This window comes from Streptomyces sp. Qhu_M48 (genome assembly GCF_051305195.1).
Taxonomy (GTDB): domain Bacteria; phylum Actinomycetota; class Actinomycetes; order Streptomycetales; family Streptomycetaceae; genus Streptomyces.
On sequence record NZ_CP195432.1, the window covers coordinates 1831055 to 1845775 of the forward strand.

Consider the following 14721-nt stretch of genomic DNA (forward strand, 5'->3'; position numbering starts at 1 on the left):
GTGAACGGCCTCTCCACCATCCTCATCGTCGTCGGGCTCTTCCTGCTCGGCGGCATCTACTCGTTCGTCAAGCAGGACATGCCCAAGGGCGTCGTCGTGCTCGTCGCCATCGGCGCGGCGATGTGCCTCGGCGCCGGAGTGCTCCGGCTGGACGTGTGGTCATGACCACGAGCACCCCCAAGAAGGTCGTCGTCTTCGACTACGGCTTCGGCAACGTCCGCTCGGCCGAGCGCGCCCTCGCCCGGGTCGGCGCCGACGTCGAGATCACCCGTGACTACGACACCGCGATGAACGCCGACGGACTGCTCGTCCCCGGCGTCGGGGCCTTCTCCGCCTGCATGCGCGGGCTCAAGGAGGCCCGCGGCGAGTGGATCATCGGCCGCCGGCTCGCCGGCGGCCGCCCGGTGATGGGCATCTGCGTCGGCATGCAGATCCTCTTCGCCCAGGGCATCGAACACGGCGTGGAGACCGAGGGCCTCGACGAGTGGCCCGGTACGGTCGAGCCGTTGAACGCCCCGGTCGTCCCCCACATGGGCTGGAACACGGTCGACGCGCCCGCGGACAGCCAGCTGTTCGCCGGGCTCGACGCCGACGCCCGGTACTACTTCGTGCACTCCTACGCGGTGCGCGAGTGGACCCTGGAGGTCGGCAACGTCAACATGCGCGCCCCCAAGGTCAGCTGGGCCACCCACGGTGAGCCCTTCGTCGCGGCGGTCGAGAACGGCGCCCTGTGGGCGACCCAGTTCCACCCCGAGAAGTCCGGCGACGCCGGCGCCCAGCTCCTCACCAACTGGATCGGAACCCTGTGACCGTGTCGCCGAGCAGCACGCTCGAACTCCTCCCCGCCGTCGACGTCCGCGACGGCCAGGCCGTCCGTCTCGTGCACGGTGAGTCCGGCACCGAGACCTCCTACGGCTCCCCCCTGGAGGCGGCCCTCTCCTGGCAGCGCTCCGGCGCCGAGTGGCTCCACCTCGTCGACCTCGACGCCGCCTTCGGCACCGGCGACAACCGCCTGCTGATCGCCGAGGTCGCCCGGGCCATGGACATCAAGGTCGAGCTCTCCGGCGGCATCCGCGACGACGCCTCCCTCGCGGCCGCCCTCGCCACCGGCTGCACCCGGGTCAACCTGGGCACCGCCGCCCTGGAGACCCCCGAGTGGGTCGCCAAGGTCATCGCCGAGTTCGGCGACAAGATCGCCGTCGGCCTCGACGTCCGCGGCACGACCCTGCGCGGCCGCGGCTGGACCCGCGACGGCGGCGACCTCTACGAGACGCTCGCCCGCCTCGACTCCGAGGGCTGCTCCCGCTACGTCGTCACCGACATCGCCAAGGACGGCACCCTCCAGGGCCCCAACCTGGAGCTCCTGAAGAACGTCTGCGCGGCCACCGACAAGCCCGTCGTCGCCTCCGGCGGCGTCTCCTCCCTGGACGACCTGCGCGCCCTGTCCGGCCTGGTCCCGCTGGGCGTCGAGGGCGCGATCGTCGGCAAGGCGCTCTACGCCGAGGCGTTCACCCTGGAAGAGGCGCTGGAGGCGGTGGCTTCCGTATGACCGACGGCGTGAAGAGGGTCGTCACCGGCGCTCCCTGGGAGGAGCAGTTCGGCTACTCCCGCGCGGTGGAGCTGCCGAACGGTCTGGTCCTGGTCTCCGGCTGTACGTCGGTGGTCGGCGGCCAGATCGCCGGCGGGGGCCCCTACGAGCAGGCGATCAACTCCTTCAACGTGGCCTTCGACGCGCTGGGGAAGCTGGGCCTGGGCGCGGAGCACGTCGTCCGCACCCGGATGTACATCACGCACGCCCGGGACGTGGACGAGGTCGGCCGCGCGCACAAGGAGCTGTTCGACACCGTCCGCCCCGCCGCTTCGATGATCATCGTCTCCGGCTTCGTCGAACCGAGCCTGGTCGTCGAGGTCGAGGTCGAGGCCTACCGGGGTGAGGGCGCGTGAGCCTCGCCGTACGCGTGATCCCCTGCCTGGACGTGGACAACGGCCGGGTCGTCAAGGGCGTCAACTTCCAGAACCTGCGGGACGCCGGCGACCCTGTCGAGATGGCGAAGCTGTACGACGCCGAGGGCGCCGACGAGCTGACCTTCCTCGACATCACCGCCTCCTCCGGCAACCGGGAGACCACCTACGACGTGGTGCGCCGCACCGCCGAGCAGGTCTTCATCCCGCTCACGGTCGGCGGCGGCGTCCGCGCGGCCGAGGACGTCGACAAGCTGCTGCGGGCCGGGGCCGACAAGGTGGGCGTCAACACCGCCGCCATCGCGCGCCCCGAGCTGATCCAGGAGATCGCGGAGCGATTCGGCCGCCAGGTCCTCGTCCTGTCGGTCGACGCCCGGCGGACGGCCTCGGGCTCCTTCGAGGTGACGACGCACGGTGGCCGCCAGGGCACCGGCATCGACGCCGTCGAGTGGGCGCACCGGGCCGCCGAGCTGGGCGCGGGGGAGATCCTGCTCAACTCGATGGACGCCGACGGGACGAAGGACGGCTACGACACCGAGATGATCGCGGCCGTGCGCAAGCACGTCACGGTGCCGGTGATCGCCTCCGGCGGAGCGGGCAAGCTCGCCGACTTCGCGCCCGCGGTGGCCGCGGGCGCGGACGCGGTGCTCGCCGCCTCCGTCTTCCACTTCGGCGATCTGCGGATTCCGCAGGTCAAGGACGCGCTGCGGGAGGCGGGCCACCCGGTCCGCTGAGCGCGCGTGGGTGAGGGCTCCCTCGGGGGCCCTCACCCTTTCCGCAGATGCACAGGATTATTTGTGCAATTATCATTGCGCAAGTTTTCCTTCGTATCTAGGGTCGGTGGCATGACCTCGCCGGAGAACCGCCGGATCACCGATCTCGGCACCCTCAAGGCCATCTCGCACCCGCTGCGGATGCGCCTCTACCGCGCCCTCTTCGTGGCCCGCACCGCCACCGCCTCCCAGCTCGCCGACCAGGTCGACGAGGCCGTCTCCCTCGTCAGCTACCACCTGCGCAAACTCGCCGACCACGGCCTCATCGAAGAGGCCGGGACCCAGTCCACGGACGGCCGCGAACGCTGGTGGCAGCCCGCCTCCTACGGCATCAGCGTCCAGGAGGAGGACGTCCGGGGCGCCCCCGAACTGGTCGCCGCGAGCGACGCCTTCGGCCGCACCGTCAACGAACAGCGCGTCGAACTCCACCGGCGCTTCCTCGACGAACGGCTCACCTGGTCCGACACCTGGCGCTCCGCCTCCGTCAGCGGCGAGTGGCTGCCCCGCCTCACCGCCGCCGAACTCACCGCCCTCGGCGCGGAGCTCGAAGCCGTCCTCCAGAAGTACGACCGGGCGGCCCGCGCCGCCGAGGCGGCCGGCGACACCGAGGGCCGCGAGAACGTCGCCGTCCACCTCCACGCGTTCCCGTACCGCTCATGACGGCCACCCCGACCACCACCGTCGAGCGCCCCGCCCACCGCGACCGCGACATCCTGCGCTGGCTCGGCGCCTACACCGCCTCCACCACCGGCGACATGGTCTACCACCTGGCCCTCTCCTGGGCCGCCGTACAGAACGGCACCCCCGCGCAGGCCGGCCTCGTCCTCTCCCTCAGCGCCGTCATGCGCGCCCTCCTCATGCTCGGCGGGGGAGTGGTCGCCGACCGCTTCGGGCCCCGGCGGATCGTCATAGCCTCCGACGCCGTCCGCTGCGTCGTCGTCCTCGGCATCGCCGCCGTCCTGGCGCTCGCCTCTCCCGGACTGTGGGTCCTCGCCGCCGTCGCCCTCGTCTTCGGAGCCGTGGACGCCCTGTTCATGCCGGCCGTCGGCGCCCTGCCGCCGCGGATCGCCGCCCCCCGGCAGCTCGCCGGGGTCCAGGGCATGCGGGGCCTCGCCTACCGGATCTCGGTGCTGCTCGGCGCCCCGCTCGGCGGGCTCGCGGTCGCCCTCGGCGGACCGGCCGCCGCGTTCGGCGCCGCCGGACTGCTCTTCGCCCTCTCCCTGCCCCTGCTGCTGGCGCTCCGGCTCTCCCCGCTGCCCACCGACGGCACGGCGCGGGAGAGGACCACCGCCCTGCGCGACCTCACCGACGGCCTGCGCTACCTCCGCCGCCACCGCGTCCTCGGCCCGCTGGTCGTCGTCATCGCCCTCAGCGACCTCGGCTTCGTCGGCCCCCTCAACGTCGGCCTCGCGCTCCTCTCCGACGCGCGCGGCTGGGGCGCCGCCGGCATCGGCTGGATCCTGGCCGGATTCGGTACGGGAGCGGGGGCCGCGTCCCTGCTCCTGACCGTACGGGGCCACGTCCCGGGCGCCGGGCGCGTGCTCTCCTGGACCATCGCCCTCGGCGCGGTCTCGATCGGCGCCCTCGCGTACGTGCCGCGGCTCCCCGTCGCCGTGACCGTGTCGGTCACCGTCGGCCTGCTCGCCGGACTCAGCGGCGCCCTGTGCGGAGCGCTCACCCAGACCGAGTGCGACCCCGCCTACCTGGGCCGGGTCACCTCGGTCACCACCTTCTTCAGCCTGGGCGTCGCCCCGCTGAGCTTCCCGCTCGTCGGCGCGGCCGTCGGCGCCTGGGGCCCCGCGCCCGTCTTCACCGCCTGCGCCGCCGTCTGCGCCCTCGGCGGGGTCTACGGCCTCTCGGTGAAGGCCCTGCGCCGCGCGGAACTACCCCGGGGCTGAGCGCTCCGGAACGACCGCCGGGCGGCCCCGGAGCCGCCCGCTCAGAGCCCCAGCTGCTTCGTCTCCCGCAACCGCTCGATCGCGTCCGGCTCGCCCTCCAGGGCCACCTTCGCCGAGGCCTGGCGCCCGTACAGGTACATCGTGAGCTCGCCCGGCTCCCCGGAGGCCGTCACCACCGGGGTGCCGCGGTGCGCCACGACCGTCTGGCCGTTCGGACGGCGCAGCACCAGGCCCACCGGCACCTTCCGGCCGAGCAGACGGGCCGAGCGCTCCAGCCGCGACCAGAGGGCGTCCGCGAAGACGGGGTCGAGCTCGCGCGCCGACCAGTCCGGCTGGGCACGGCGCACGTCCTCGGCGTGGACGTAGAACTCGACGACGTTCGCCCCCTCGTCCACCTGCTTGATGGTGAACGGCGAGAACCGCGGCGGACCCGTCCGGATGAGCCGGATCAGCTCCTCGTACGGCTTGTCGGCGAACTCCGCCTGCACCCGGTCCTGCCGGTCCTTCAGCGCCGGTACGAGCGAACCGGCGGCCGCGTCCGGCCGCCGCTCCCGCACCACCACATGGGCCGCCAGGTCCCGGGTCCGCCAGCCCTCGCAGAGCGTCGGCGCCTCGGGACCGGCCGCCTCCAACAGGTCGGCGAGCAGAAGCCGTTCACGTTTGGCATGGGTCGACATGTCCGCCAGCGTACGGCGACCGCCACCGGTCCGCCCAGTGGACGCCCACCGAACGCCACCCCGGAGGGCGGCACAATGGCACCATGAGCAGCAATCTCGACCCGGCCATCTCCGCCCGGCTCAAGCGCGGCCCGGACGGGCTCGTCCCCGCCATCGCCCAGCAGTACGACACCGGAGAGGTGCTGATGCTCGGCTGGATGGACGACGAGGCCCTCCACCGCACCCTCACCACCGGCCGCTGCACCTACTGGTCCCGCAGCCGCCAGGAGTACTGGGTCAAGGGCGACACCTCCGGGCACGTCCAGCACGTCAGGTCCGTCGCCCTCGACTGCGACGCCGACACCGTCCTCGTCAAGGTCGACCAGGTCGGAGCCGCCTGCCACACCGGCGCCCGGACCTGCTTCGACGCCGACGTGCTCCCCGTATCCGAGTAGGGTCTGGCGCCATGGATCTCGACACCTTCCGCAAGCTGGCGGCCGACCGCCGCGTCATCCCCGTCAGCCGCCGGCTGCTCGCGGACGGCGACACCCCGGTCGGGCTCTACCGCAAGCTCGCCGCCGAACGGCCCGGCACCTTCCTCCTCGAATCCGCGGAGAACGGCCGCAGCTGGTCGCGCTACTCCTTCATCGGAGTCCGCAGCGACGCCACCCTCACCGTCAAGGACGGCGAGGCCCACTGGCTGGGCACCCCGCCCGTGGGCGTCCCCGCCGGCGGCGATCCGCTCCAGGCCCTGCGCGCCACCGTCGAGACCCTGCACACCCCTCGTGACCTGGCCTCCGGCATGCCCCCGTTCACCGGCGGCATGGTCGGCTACCTCGGCTACGACATCGTCCGCCGCCTGGAGAAGATCGGCGACTCCACCCGGGACGACCTGAAGCTCCCCGAGCTGACCATGCTCCTCACCAGCGACCTCGCCGTCCTCGACCACTGGGACGGCTCGGTCCTGCTGATCGCCAACGCGATCAACCACAACGACCTGGAGACCGGGGTCGAGGAGGCGTACGCCCACGCCGTCGCCCGCCTCGACGCCATGGAGGCCGACCTGGCCCGCCCGGTCGCCACCGCCCCCACCGCCCTTCCCACCTCCGCGCTCCCCGGGTTCTCCGCGCTCTGGGGCGGCCCCGCCTACCAGGACGCCGTCGAGGACATCAAGGAGCGCATCCGGGCCGGCGAGGCCTTCCAGGTCGTGCCCTCGCAGCGGTTCGAGACCCCGTGCACCGCCTCCGCGCTCGACGTCTACCGGGTCCTGCGGGCCACCAACCCGTCCCCGTACATGTACCTCTTCCGCTTCGAGAACGGCTTCGACGTCGTCGGATCCAGCCCCGAGGCCCTCGTCAAGGTCGAGGACGGCCACGCGCTGCTCCACCCCATCGCCGGCACCCGGCACCGCGGCGCCACCCCGCAGGAGGACCACGACCTCGCCGAGGAGCTGCTCGCCGACCCCAAGGAGCGCGCCGAGCACCTCATGCTCGTCGACCTCGGCCGCAACGACCTCGGCCGCGTCTGCACGCCCGGCTCCGTCGAGGTCGTCGACTTCATGTCCGTCGAGCGCTACTCGCACGTCATGCACATCGTCTCCACCGTGACCGGCGAGGTCGCCGAGGGCAGGACCGCCTTCGACGTCCTCACCGCCTGCTTCCCGGCCGGCACCCTCTCCGGCGCGCCCAAGCCCCGTGCCATGCAGATCATCGAGGAGCTCGAACCCTCCCGGCGCGGCCTCTACGGCGGATGTGTCGGTTATCTCGATTTCGCCGGCGACGCGGACACGGCCATCGCCATCCGCACCGCCCTGCTCCGCGACGGAACCGCGTATGTGCAGGCCGGAGCCGGTGTCGTCGCCGACTCCGACCCCGTCGCCGAGGACAACGAGTGCCGCAACAAGGCCGCGGCCGTCCTCCGCGCCGTCCACACCGCCAACCGGATGAACGACAACTGAGCCCGTAGGGGATAGTGGGGTACGTGAGTGCCGTACCCGTACCCCAGCCCCGGGCCGCCCGCGCGGCCGTCCCCACCGGCGGCCGCCGCAGCCTGGCCGCGGCCCTCCTCCTCGGCGCCCTCGGCGCCACCGTCGTCCTGCTCTCCGCCGGACAGATCTGGGCGGAGGGCACCGCGTCCGTCGGCGGCGGCAGCGTCCCCGTCGAGGCCGACGGCGGCACCGTCACCGGCGTGCCGACCGCCCTCGCGATCGTCGGCCTCGCCGCGCTCTTCGCCGTCTTCGCCGTCCGCCGCACCGGCCGCACCCTCGTCGCCGCGCTCCTCGCGCTCAGCGGCGCCGGAGCCGCGTTCGCCGCGGTCCTCGGCGCCTCCGACAGCGACGCGCTCAACGCCGAGGCCGCCCGCATCAGCGGCGACACGGCCGCCGCCGTCGCCGGCCTGAGCCACACCGTCTGGCCCTACGTGACCGCCGCGGGAGCCTTCCTCATCCTGCTCGCCGGCCTCTTCGCACTGCGCTTCGGCAAGAGCTGGCCCGCGATGGGCGGCCGCTACGAGCGCTCCGGCGCCCCGCGCGCCGGACGCGCGGCACCCACGACCGACCCCGACCGGCCCGAGGACCTGTGGAAGGCCCTGGACCGCGGTGAGGACCCCACCCACGGCGCGTGACGGGGGAACCCGCCGCGACGCGTGATCGTCCCGGTACCCCCGATTCACCCTCGCGCGCCCACGTGCGGGACAATGAGCGCCGAGAGTCCGCGCACGCGAGACCTCACCATCGAGCAACTGCAACGAGGAGCAACTCATGGCGGGCAGCGCCCACGGACACACCCCGGCCGCCTGGACCGGTGTCATCATCTCCTTCATCGGCTTCTGCATCGCCGGAGTCTTCATGGTGGCCGCCAACCAGCCCGGTTTCTGGGCGGGTGTGGGCGTCATCGTGCTCGGCGGCATCGTCGGCGGCGCGATGAAGGTCGCCGGCCTCGGCATGCCGAAGGAGTCGGCGGCCGTCGCGGCCGCCCGTGAGGCCGCGACCGCGACCGCGCGGGCCCGCGCCTGACGCCACACGACGCATCCGGGAGCGCAGTCCGGCGGTGCCGGGCTGCGCTCCCGCGCGTCCGGGGCGAGAATCACCGGGTGGACCCGCAGCCGACGGCCGGAGCCGTGACCGACGCATCCAGCACCCGACCGGGTGAACCTGTCCCACCGGGTGAACCGGCGCGGCAGGACGCCGCCGCCCACCCCGTATCCCCGGACCCGCGGCACGCGCCCGCGTGGCCGCCCGGCCACGCGGAGGACCACGGGCCCGTACCGCCTCCGCACGCGCCCGCGTGGCCGGGTGACGGCCCCGTACCGCCGCACCCGTCGGCCCGGCCCGCCGGGCCCGTACCGCACGCCGGCGGGCCCGTACCCCGGGGTGGCGGGCCCCTGCCGCCCCCAGCCCGGCCGCTCGCGCGCCGGCTGGTCGCGCCGGTCGCCACCCTCGCCGGGGTCGCCGCCGCCTTCGCGTACGTCGGGACCGTCGACCCCAACGAACCCGGGCACTACCCCGTCTGCCCGCTGCTCCGCTTCACCGGCGTCCTCTGCCCCGGCTGCGGCGGGCTCCGCAGCGCCCACGCCTTCGTCCACGGCGACCTCCCGGCCGCCCTCGGCGCCAACGCCCTCGCCGTCGTCGGCTACGGACTCTTCGGCGTCCTCGTCGTCCTCTGGCTGATTCGCGCCTTCCGCGGGGTGCCCCTGCGCCTCGCGGTCTCCCCGGCCTGGTGGTGGGGGATCGGGACCGTCCTCGCCCTCTTCACCCTGGTCCGGAACCTTCCCTTCGGCTCCGCACTGGCCCCCTGAGGGGCCCGTACGGCGCCCCGGGGACCCGCTCAGGAGTCCCAGCAGATGGGACGCCACTCCGGTCGATGCGAGTCCGGGGCCGTCCTGCGGATAGGATCGATGTGGCTGAACCTGGTTCATCATCACCATCACCGTCCCGGAAGGGGGCCCCTCGCGTGAGTGTGCTCGACGAGATCATCGAAGGCGTACGCGCCGACCTCGCAGAGCGGCAGGCGCGGGTCACCCTCGACGAGCTCAAGGAGCGCGCCGCCAAGGCGCCGCAGGCCAAGGACGGCGTCGCCGCACTCCGCGGCGACGGCGTCAAGGTGATCTGCGAGGTCAAGCGCTCCAGCCCGTCCAAGGGCGCGCTCGCCGCGATCGCCGACCCCGCCGCACTCGCCGCGGACTACGAGGCGGGCGGCGCCGCCGTCATCTCGGTCCTCACCGAGCAGCGCCGCTTCGGCGGCTCGCTCGCGGACCTGGAGGCCGTCCGGGCCCGGGTCGACATCCCGGTCCTGCGCAAGGACTTCATCGTCACCGCGTACCAGCTCTGGGAGGCACGGGCGTACGGAGCGGATCTCGCGCTCCTCATCGTCGCCGCCCTGGAGCAGGAGGCACTCGTCTCCCTCATCGAGCGCGCCGAGTCCATCGGGCTCACCCCGATCGTCGAGGTCCACGACGAGGACGAGGTCGAGCGTGCCGTCGACGCGGGCGCCCGGATCATCGGCGTCAACGCGCGGGACCTCAGGACCCTCAAGGTCGACCGCTCCACCTTCGAGCGCGTCGCCCCCGAGATCCCCGCGCACATCGTCAAGATCGCCGAGTCCGGTGTCCGCGGTCCGCACGACCTCATCGCCTACGCCAACGCCGGCGCGGACGCCGTCCTCGTCGGCGAGTCCCTCGTCACCGGCCGCGACCCGAAGGCCGCCGTCGCCGACCTGGTCGCCGCCGGGGCCCACCCGGCCCTCCGGCACGGCCGGAGCTGACACCTTGACGACCGCGCGCCGCGCCACGCCGACCGCCCTGGGCCTCGCCCCGGGCGCCCCGGTCGTGCCCGCGGACGTCGCGGTGGGGCGCCGCGGCCGGCTCCGTACCGCTGCCGCGCCCGTCTCCAAGCACGCCCCCCTGGCCCGGGGCTGCCGACCGCGTGGCTGCCGCGCGCCCGCCCGCCGTGTCCACGGCCGCCGGGTGCGGTACGTCATCGGCTCCGAGCCCGGCCAGGTCAACGGCATGCGATGGCGCCCGCGCCTCGCGCGCACCTCCACGAACTGACGCAGCCGCTCGACCACCGAGGCCTCCGGGCCCGTGTCCCCGCCGTCGCCCCCGTGTGGTGGGCAATCGTCCCGCAGGGCGGGACGGGTGGGCGCACGGGACGGCGCGCCCGGCGGCGCCTCCGCTCCTTGTGCCTGGACCCGCACCCGCTGTGCGCCGTGCACGGGGTGCGGGTCCAGGCCCGGAAGCCTGGGCCCGGCAGGGGCGAGGTCCGTTGTGCCCACCCGTTCCGCCCCGGCGGAACGAATGCCCACAACGGTCCGGGGCCAGGATCCGGTGATCGTCCCGCCGTTCGTGAGACGCTCGCGCGCACATCGTGACCATCGACCGCACGTCACACGGGGCACCCGCCCCGCGAGGAGCATCCGCATGTCCAGCGAGTTCTTCATTCCCGACCCGGAGGGTCAGGTCCCCAGCCCCGAGGGCTACTTCGGCGCCTACGGCGGCAAGTTCATCCCGGAGGCGCTCGTCGCCGCCGTCGACGAGGTCGCCGTCGAGTACGACAAGGCCAAGTCCGACCCCGAGTTCGCCCGCGAGCTCAACGACCTGATGGTCAACTACACGGGCCGGCCGAGCGCCCTCACCGAGGTGCCCCGGTTCGCCGAGCACGCCGGCGGCGCCCGGATCTTCCTCAAGCGCGAGGACCTCAACCACACCGGCTCCCACAAGATCAACAACGTGCTCGGCCAGGCCCTCCTGACCAAGCGCATGGGCAAGACCCGGGTCATCGCGGAGACCGGCGCCGGCCAGCACGGCGTGGCCACCGCCACCGCCTGCGCCCTCTTCGGCCTCGACTGCACCATCTACATGGGCGAGGTCGACACCCAGCGCCAGGCCCTCAACGTGGCCCGGATGCGGATGCTCGGCGCCGAGGTCGTCGCCGTGAAGTCCGGCAGCCGGACCCTCAAGGACGCCATCAACGAGGCGTTCCGCGACTGGGTCGCCAACGTGGACCGGACGCACTACCTGTTCGGCACCGTCGCGGGCCCACACCCCTTCCCCGCCATGGTCCGCGACTTCCACCGGGTCATCGGCGTCGAGGCCCGCCGCCAGCTCCTGGAGCGCGCCGGCCGCCTCCCCGACGCGGCGATCGCCTGTGTCGGCGGCGGCTCCAACGCCATCGGCCTCTTCCACGCCTTCGTCCCGGACGCGGACGTGCGCCTGATCGGCTGCGAGCCGGCCGGCCACGGCGTCGAGACCGGCGAGCACGCGGCCACCCTCACCGCCGGCGAGCCCGGCATCCTGCACGGTTCGCGGTCGTACGTCCTCCAGGACGAGGAGGGCCAGATCACCGAGCCGTACTCGATCTCGGCGGGCCTCGACTACCCGGGCATCGGCCCCGAGCACGCGTACCTGAAGGACAGCGGGCGCGGCGAGTACCGCGCCGTCACCGACGACGCCGCCATGCAGGCGCTGCGGCTGCTCTCCCGTACCGAGGGCATCATCCCGGCCATCGAGTCGGCGCACGCCCTCGCCGGGGCCCTGGAGGTCGGCAAGGAGCTCGGCAAGGACGCCCTGCTCCTGGTCAACCTCTCCGGCCGCGGCGACAAGGACATGGACACGGCCGCCCGCTACTTCGGCCTGTACGACGGGGAGGGCTCCCGGTGACGACCGGCAACATCCAGCTGCTCAGCGACACCCTCGCCAAGGCGAGGTCGGAGGACCGGGCCGCGCTCATCGCGTACCTCCCGGCCGGCTTCCCGACCGTCGACGGAGGGATCGCGGCGATCAAGGCCGTCTTCGACGGCGGCGCGGACGTGGTCGAGGTCGGCCTCCCGCACAGCGACCCGGTCCTCGACGGGCCGGTCATCCAGACCGCCGACGACATCGCCCTGCGCGGCGGCGTCAAGATCGCCGACGTGATGCGCACGGTCCGCGAGGCGCACGAGGCCAGCGGGAAGCCGGTCCTCGTGATGACCTACTGGAACCCCATCGACCGGTACGGCATCGAGCGCTTCACCGAGGAGCTCGCCGCGGCCGGCGGCGCGGGCTGCATCCTGCCCGACCTGCCGGTCCAGGAGTCGGCGGTCTGGCGCGAGCACGCCGACAAGCGCGGTCTCGCGACCGTCTTCGTCGTCGCGCCCAGCAGCAGGGACGAGCGGCTCGCCACCATCACGGCGGCCGGTTCCGGCTTCGTCTACGCCGCCTCCCTCATGGGGGTCACCGGCACCCGCGAGTCGGTCGGCGAGCAGGCCGCCGACCTGGTGCGCCGCACCCGCGCCACCGCCGCGGCCGGCCGGGACCTCCCCGTCTGCGTCGGTCTCGGCGTCTCCAACGCCACCCAGGCCAAGGAGGTCGCGGCCTTCGCCGACGGCGTCATCGTCGGCTCCGCCTTCGTGAAGCGGATCCTCGACGCCGACGGCGACGAGAAGGCGGGACTCGACGCCGTAAGGGAACTGGCGGCCGAACTCGCCGAGGGCGTCCGTCGCGTCTCGTAACCCGTTCGGGTGGAACTGTGACCGGGGAGGCGCGCACGTGCCTCCCCGGTTCGTTCCTGAGGCGTGAGCGAGAAGAACCGTGGTGACGGTAACCGGAACGCGCGGGAGCGCCTCCAGCAGCAGCGTGAGCGAGAGAAGGCCCGTGAGAAGCAGCGGCGCGTCCTGATCGTGTCGGCGGCGGTGGTCGGTGTCCTCGGCCTGGCCGCGATCGTCGGCGTGATCGCCGCCGGCGGCGACAAGGACAGCGGATCCGACAAGGCGGGCCCGGTCGTCGCGCCGACCGGGGCGACCGACGAGGACGGCAAGCCCGCGATCCCCACCGGGAGGACGGACGCCCCGTCGACCCTGGCGATCTGGGAGGACTTCCGCTGCCCGGCGTGCGCCCAGTTCGAGAACGTCTTCCGGGACACGATCCACGAGCTCGAGGCCACCGGCGCCCTCAAGGCCGAGTACCACCTCGCCACCCTCATCGACGGGAACATGGGCGGCAGCGGCTCCCTGCGCGCGGCGAACGCGGCCGCGTGTGCCCAGGACGCGGGGAAGTTCACCGCGTACCACGACACGCTCTACATCAACCAGCCGCAGGAGACGGACGACGCCTTCGGCGACAACGCCAAGCTCATCGAGCTGGCGGCGAAGGTACCGGGGCTCGACACGCCCGCCTTCCGCAGCTGTGTCAACGACGGCACGCACGACACCTGGATCGCCAAGTCGAACGAGGCCTTCCAGAACGGCGGCTTCGGCGGCACGCCCTCCGTCCTCCTCAACGGCGAATCGATCTTCCCGGCCAAGGGGAGCGAGCAGATCTCCCCGGAGAACCTGAAGAAGTGGGTCGCCGAGGCCAACCAGGGCAAGAAACCCGGCACGGCCTCCCCTTCGGCGGGTTAGTTACCCATACGTTGCCGGGTGGGCTGCCGCCGCGCCCGCCCGGCAGGGTAGCGTCGGTCCTGCCATGGACCTTGCCTACATTCCCAGCCCGTCGACCGGCGTGATCAACCTCGGACCGATCCCGCTGCGCGGCTATGCCTTCTGCATAATCATCGGTGTCTTCGTCGCCGTCTGGTACGGCAACAAGCGCTGGATCGCCCGGGGCGGCACCGCCGGCACCGTGGCCGACATCGCCGTCTGGGCGGTGCCCTTCGGCCTCGTCGGCGGACGCCTCTACCACGTGATCACCGACTACCAGCTGTACTTCAGCGAGGGTGAGAACTGGGTCGACGCCTTCAAGATCTGGGAGGGCGGCCTCGGTATCTGGGGCGCCATCGCGCTCGGCGCGGTGGGTGCCTGGATCGGCTGCCGCCGCCGGGGCATCCCGCTCCCGGCGTGGGCCGACGCCCTCGCCCCCGGTATCGCCTTCGCCCAGGCCATCGGCCGCTGGGGCAACTGGTTCAACCAGGAGCTGTACGGCCGGCCGACCGATCTGCCCTGGGCCCTGAAGATCACCGAGAGCGCGAACCGCGAGGCCGGGACCTACCACCCGACCTTCCTGTACGAGTCGCTCTGGTGCGTCGGCGTCGCCGTCCTCGTCATCTGGGCCGACCGCCGCTTCAAGCTCGGCCACGGACGCGCCTTCGCGCTGTACGTCGCCGCGTACTGCGCGGGCCGGGCCTGGATCGAGTACATGCGCGTCGACGAGGCGCACCACGTGCTCGGCCTGCGGCTCAACGTGTGGACGGCGATCGTCGTCTTCCTGCTCGCGGTGGTCTACCTGGTCGTCTCGGCGCGGATCCGCCCGGGCCGCGAGGAGATCGTCGAGCCGAAGGCCGCGCAGGCCGCGCCGGCGAAGGACGCCGCCGCGCTGGACGAGCCGGCGGACGATGAGCCGAAGGACGCCGGCACGGACGCGGACGAGGACCCCGTCGACGCCGATGAGGAACACGGGGCCGACAACGGCGCCGGGTCCGCCGCCAAGGGCTGATCCCCCGTAGCAGTCGGAGGGCCGCCGGGA

The 14721-nt window shown here is 73.1% G+C and carries 19 protein-coding genes; 18 read left to right on the plus strand and 1 reads right to left on the minus strand.

Going from position 1 to position 14721, the window contains the following annotated elements:
* The 7 genes from ACRRSS_RS08550 (at nucleotide 1) to ACRRSS_RS08580 (ending at nucleotide 4633) form a co-directional block, all read left to right on the plus strand.
* Nucleotides 1-165, plus strand: a complete 165-nt coding sequence (locus ACRRSS_RS08550; RefSeq protein ID WP_351909902.1) for a hypothetical protein — start codon at nucleotides 1-3, stop codon at nucleotides 163-165.
* A complete protein-coding gene (gene hisH / locus ACRRSS_RS08555) occupies nucleotides 162-809 on the plus strand; it encodes an imidazole glycerol phosphate synthase subunit HisH (RefSeq protein ID WP_435970619.1) in 648 nt (215 codons plus the stop codon). Before ACRRSS_RS08550 ends, hisH begins: the two co-directional genes overlap by 4 nt.
* A gap of 2 nt (nucleotides 810-811) precedes the next feature.
* Entirely contained in the window at nucleotides 812-1549 is a 738-nt protein-coding gene (gene priA, locus ACRRSS_RS08560) for a bifunctional 1-(5-phosphoribosyl)-5-((5-phosphoribosylamino)methylideneamino)imidazole-4-carboxamide isomerase/phosphoribosylanthranilate isomerase PriA (RefSeq protein WP_351897038.1), read from the plus strand.
* Nucleotides 1546-1944, plus strand: a complete 399-nt coding sequence (locus ACRRSS_RS08565) for a RidA family protein (protein WP_435970620.1) — start codon at nucleotides 1546-1548, stop codon at nucleotides 1942-1944. Before priA ends, ACRRSS_RS08565 begins: the two co-directional genes overlap by 4 nt.
* Complete coding sequence (hisF, locus tag ACRRSS_RS08570) at nucleotides 1941-2696, plus strand: imidazole glycerol phosphate synthase subunit HisF (protein WP_435970621.1); 756 nt, start codon at nucleotides 1941-1943, stop codon at nucleotides 2694-2696. Before ACRRSS_RS08565 ends, hisF begins: the two co-directional genes overlap by 4 nt.
* Nucleotides 2697-2807: 111 nt before the next feature.
* A complete protein-coding gene (locus tag ACRRSS_RS08575) occupies nucleotides 2808-3395 on the plus strand; it encodes a winged helix-turn-helix domain-containing protein (RefSeq protein WP_435970622.1) in 588 nt (195 codons plus the stop codon).
* A complete protein-coding gene (locus tag ACRRSS_RS08580) occupies nucleotides 3392-4633 on the plus strand; it encodes an MFS transporter (RefSeq protein WP_435970623.1) in 1242 nt (413 codons plus the stop codon). The genes ACRRSS_RS08575 and ACRRSS_RS08580 overlap by 4 nt, the downstream gene beginning before the upstream one ends.
* Nucleotides 4634-4674: 41 nt before the next feature.
* Here ACRRSS_RS08580 and ACRRSS_RS08585 read toward each other — a convergent pair whose 3' ends face one another.
* Entirely contained in the window at nucleotides 4675-5310 is a 636-nt protein-coding gene (locus tag ACRRSS_RS08585; RefSeq protein WP_435970624.1) for a TIGR03085 family metal-binding protein, read from the minus strand.
* A gap of 83 nt (nucleotides 5311-5393) precedes the next feature.
* Here ACRRSS_RS08585 and hisI point away from each other — a divergent pair, with 83 nt between their 5' ends.
* The 11 genes from hisI to lgt all read left to right on the plus strand — a co-directional run bounded on the left by hisI (nucleotide 5394) and on the right by lgt (nucleotide 14691).
* Nucleotides 5394-5744: a phosphoribosyl-AMP cyclohydrolase gene (gene hisI, locus ACRRSS_RS08590; RefSeq protein ID WP_435970625.1), complete on the plus strand. Its 351-nt coding sequence runs from the start codon at nucleotides 5394-5396 to the stop codon at nucleotides 5742-5744.
* Between the two features lie 11 nt (nucleotides 5745-5755).
* Nucleotides 5756-7246, plus strand: coding sequence for an anthranilate synthase component I (locus ACRRSS_RS08595; RefSeq protein WP_435970626.1), 1491 nt, complete (start codon nucleotides 5756-5758; stop codon nucleotides 7244-7246).
* Nucleotides 7247-7260: 14 nt separating this feature from the next.
* Nucleotides 7261-7911, plus strand: a complete 651-nt coding sequence (locus ACRRSS_RS08600; RefSeq protein WP_435970627.1) for a TIGR02234 family membrane protein — start codon at nucleotides 7261-7263, stop codon at nucleotides 7909-7911.
* A 136-nt stretch (nucleotides 7912-8047) separates the two neighbouring features.
* Nucleotides 8048-8302, plus strand: coding sequence for an HGxxPAAW family protein (locus ACRRSS_RS08605; RefSeq protein WP_435970628.1), 255 nt, complete (start codon nucleotides 8048-8050; stop codon nucleotides 8300-8302).
* Nucleotides 8303-8379: 77 nt separating this feature from the next.
* Nucleotides 8380-9084: a DUF2752 domain-containing protein gene (locus tag ACRRSS_RS08610; RefSeq protein WP_435970629.1), complete on the plus strand. Its 705-nt coding sequence runs from the start codon at nucleotides 8380-8382 to the stop codon at nucleotides 9082-9084.
* A gap of 155 nt (nucleotides 9085-9239) precedes the next feature.
* Nucleotides 9240-10049 (plus strand): indole-3-glycerol phosphate synthase TrpC, encoded by an 810-nt coding sequence (trpC, locus tag ACRRSS_RS08615; RefSeq protein ID WP_435970630.1) that lies wholly within the window; start codon nucleotides 9240-9242, stop codon nucleotides 10047-10049.
* 82 nt (nucleotides 10050-10131) lie between these two features.
* Nucleotides 10132-10335, plus strand: coding sequence for a tryptophan biosynthesis modulator TrpM (gene trpM, locus ACRRSS_RS08620; protein ID WP_435975279.1), 204 nt, complete (start codon nucleotides 10132-10134; stop codon nucleotides 10333-10335).
* Between the two features lie 369 nt (nucleotides 10336-10704).
* The gene (gene trpB, locus ACRRSS_RS08625) at nucleotides 10705-11943 is read left to right on the plus strand and encodes a tryptophan synthase subunit beta (protein WP_435970631.1); all 1239 of its coding nucleotides are present in this window, start codon (nucleotides 10705-10707) and stop codon (nucleotides 11941-11943) included.
* Nucleotides 11940-12773, plus strand: a complete 834-nt coding sequence (trpA, locus tag ACRRSS_RS08630; RefSeq protein WP_435970632.1) for a tryptophan synthase subunit alpha — start codon at nucleotides 11940-11942, stop codon at nucleotides 12771-12773. Before trpB ends, trpA begins: the two co-directional genes overlap by 4 nt.
* Nucleotides 12774-12836: 63 nt before the next feature.
* Nucleotides 12837-13661 (plus strand): DsbA family protein, encoded by an 825-nt coding sequence (locus tag ACRRSS_RS08635; RefSeq protein ID WP_435970633.1) that lies wholly within the window; start codon nucleotides 12837-12839, stop codon nucleotides 13659-13661.
* 64 nt (nucleotides 13662-13725) lie between these two features.
* Nucleotides 13726-14691 (plus strand): prolipoprotein diacylglyceryl transferase, encoded by a 966-nt coding sequence (gene lgt, locus ACRRSS_RS08640; RefSeq protein WP_435970634.1) that lies wholly within the window; start codon nucleotides 13726-13728, stop codon nucleotides 14689-14691.
* Nucleotides 14692-14721: the final 30 nt, after the last annotated feature.

Bases quoted from the DNA above. Each gene is read 5' to 3' on its own strand.
- hisH (WP_435970619.1), top strand. From the start codon at position 162: ATGACCACGAGCACCCCCAAGAAGGTCGTCGTCTTCGACTACGGCTTC.
- ACRRSS_RS08565 (WP_435970620.1), top strand. From the start codon at position 1,546: ATGACCGACGGCGTGAAGAGGGTCGTCACCGGCGCTCCCTGGGAGGAG.
- ACRRSS_RS08575 (WP_435970622.1), top strand. From the start codon at position 2,808: ATGACCTCGCCGGAGAACCGCCGGATCACCGATCTCGGCACCCTCAAG.
- ACRRSS_RS08580 (WP_435970623.1), top strand. From the start codon at position 3,392: ATGACGGCCACCCCGACCACCACCGTCGAGCGCCCCGCCCACCGCGAC.
- ACRRSS_RS08585 (WP_435970624.1), bottom strand. From the start codon at position 5,310: ATGTCGACCCATGCCAAACGTGAACGGCTTCTGCTCGCCGACCTGTTG.
- hisI (WP_435970625.1), top strand. From the start codon at position 5,394: ATGAGCAGCAATCTCGACCCGGCCATCTCCGCCCGGCTCAAGCGCGGC.
- ACRRSS_RS08595 (WP_435970626.1), top strand. From the start codon at position 5,756: ATGGATCTCGACACCTTCCGCAAGCTGGCGGCCGACCGCCGCGTCATC.
- ACRRSS_RS08605 (WP_435970628.1), top strand. From the start codon at position 8,048: ATGGCGGGCAGCGCCCACGGACACACCCCGGCCGCCTGGACCGGTGTC.
- trpB (WP_435970631.1), top strand. From the start codon at position 10,705: ATGTCCAGCGAGTTCTTCATTCCCGACCCGGAGGGTCAGGTCCCCAGC.
- lgt (WP_435970634.1), top strand. From the start codon at position 13,726: ATGGACCTTGCCTACATTCCCAGCCCGTCGACCGGCGTGATCAACCTC.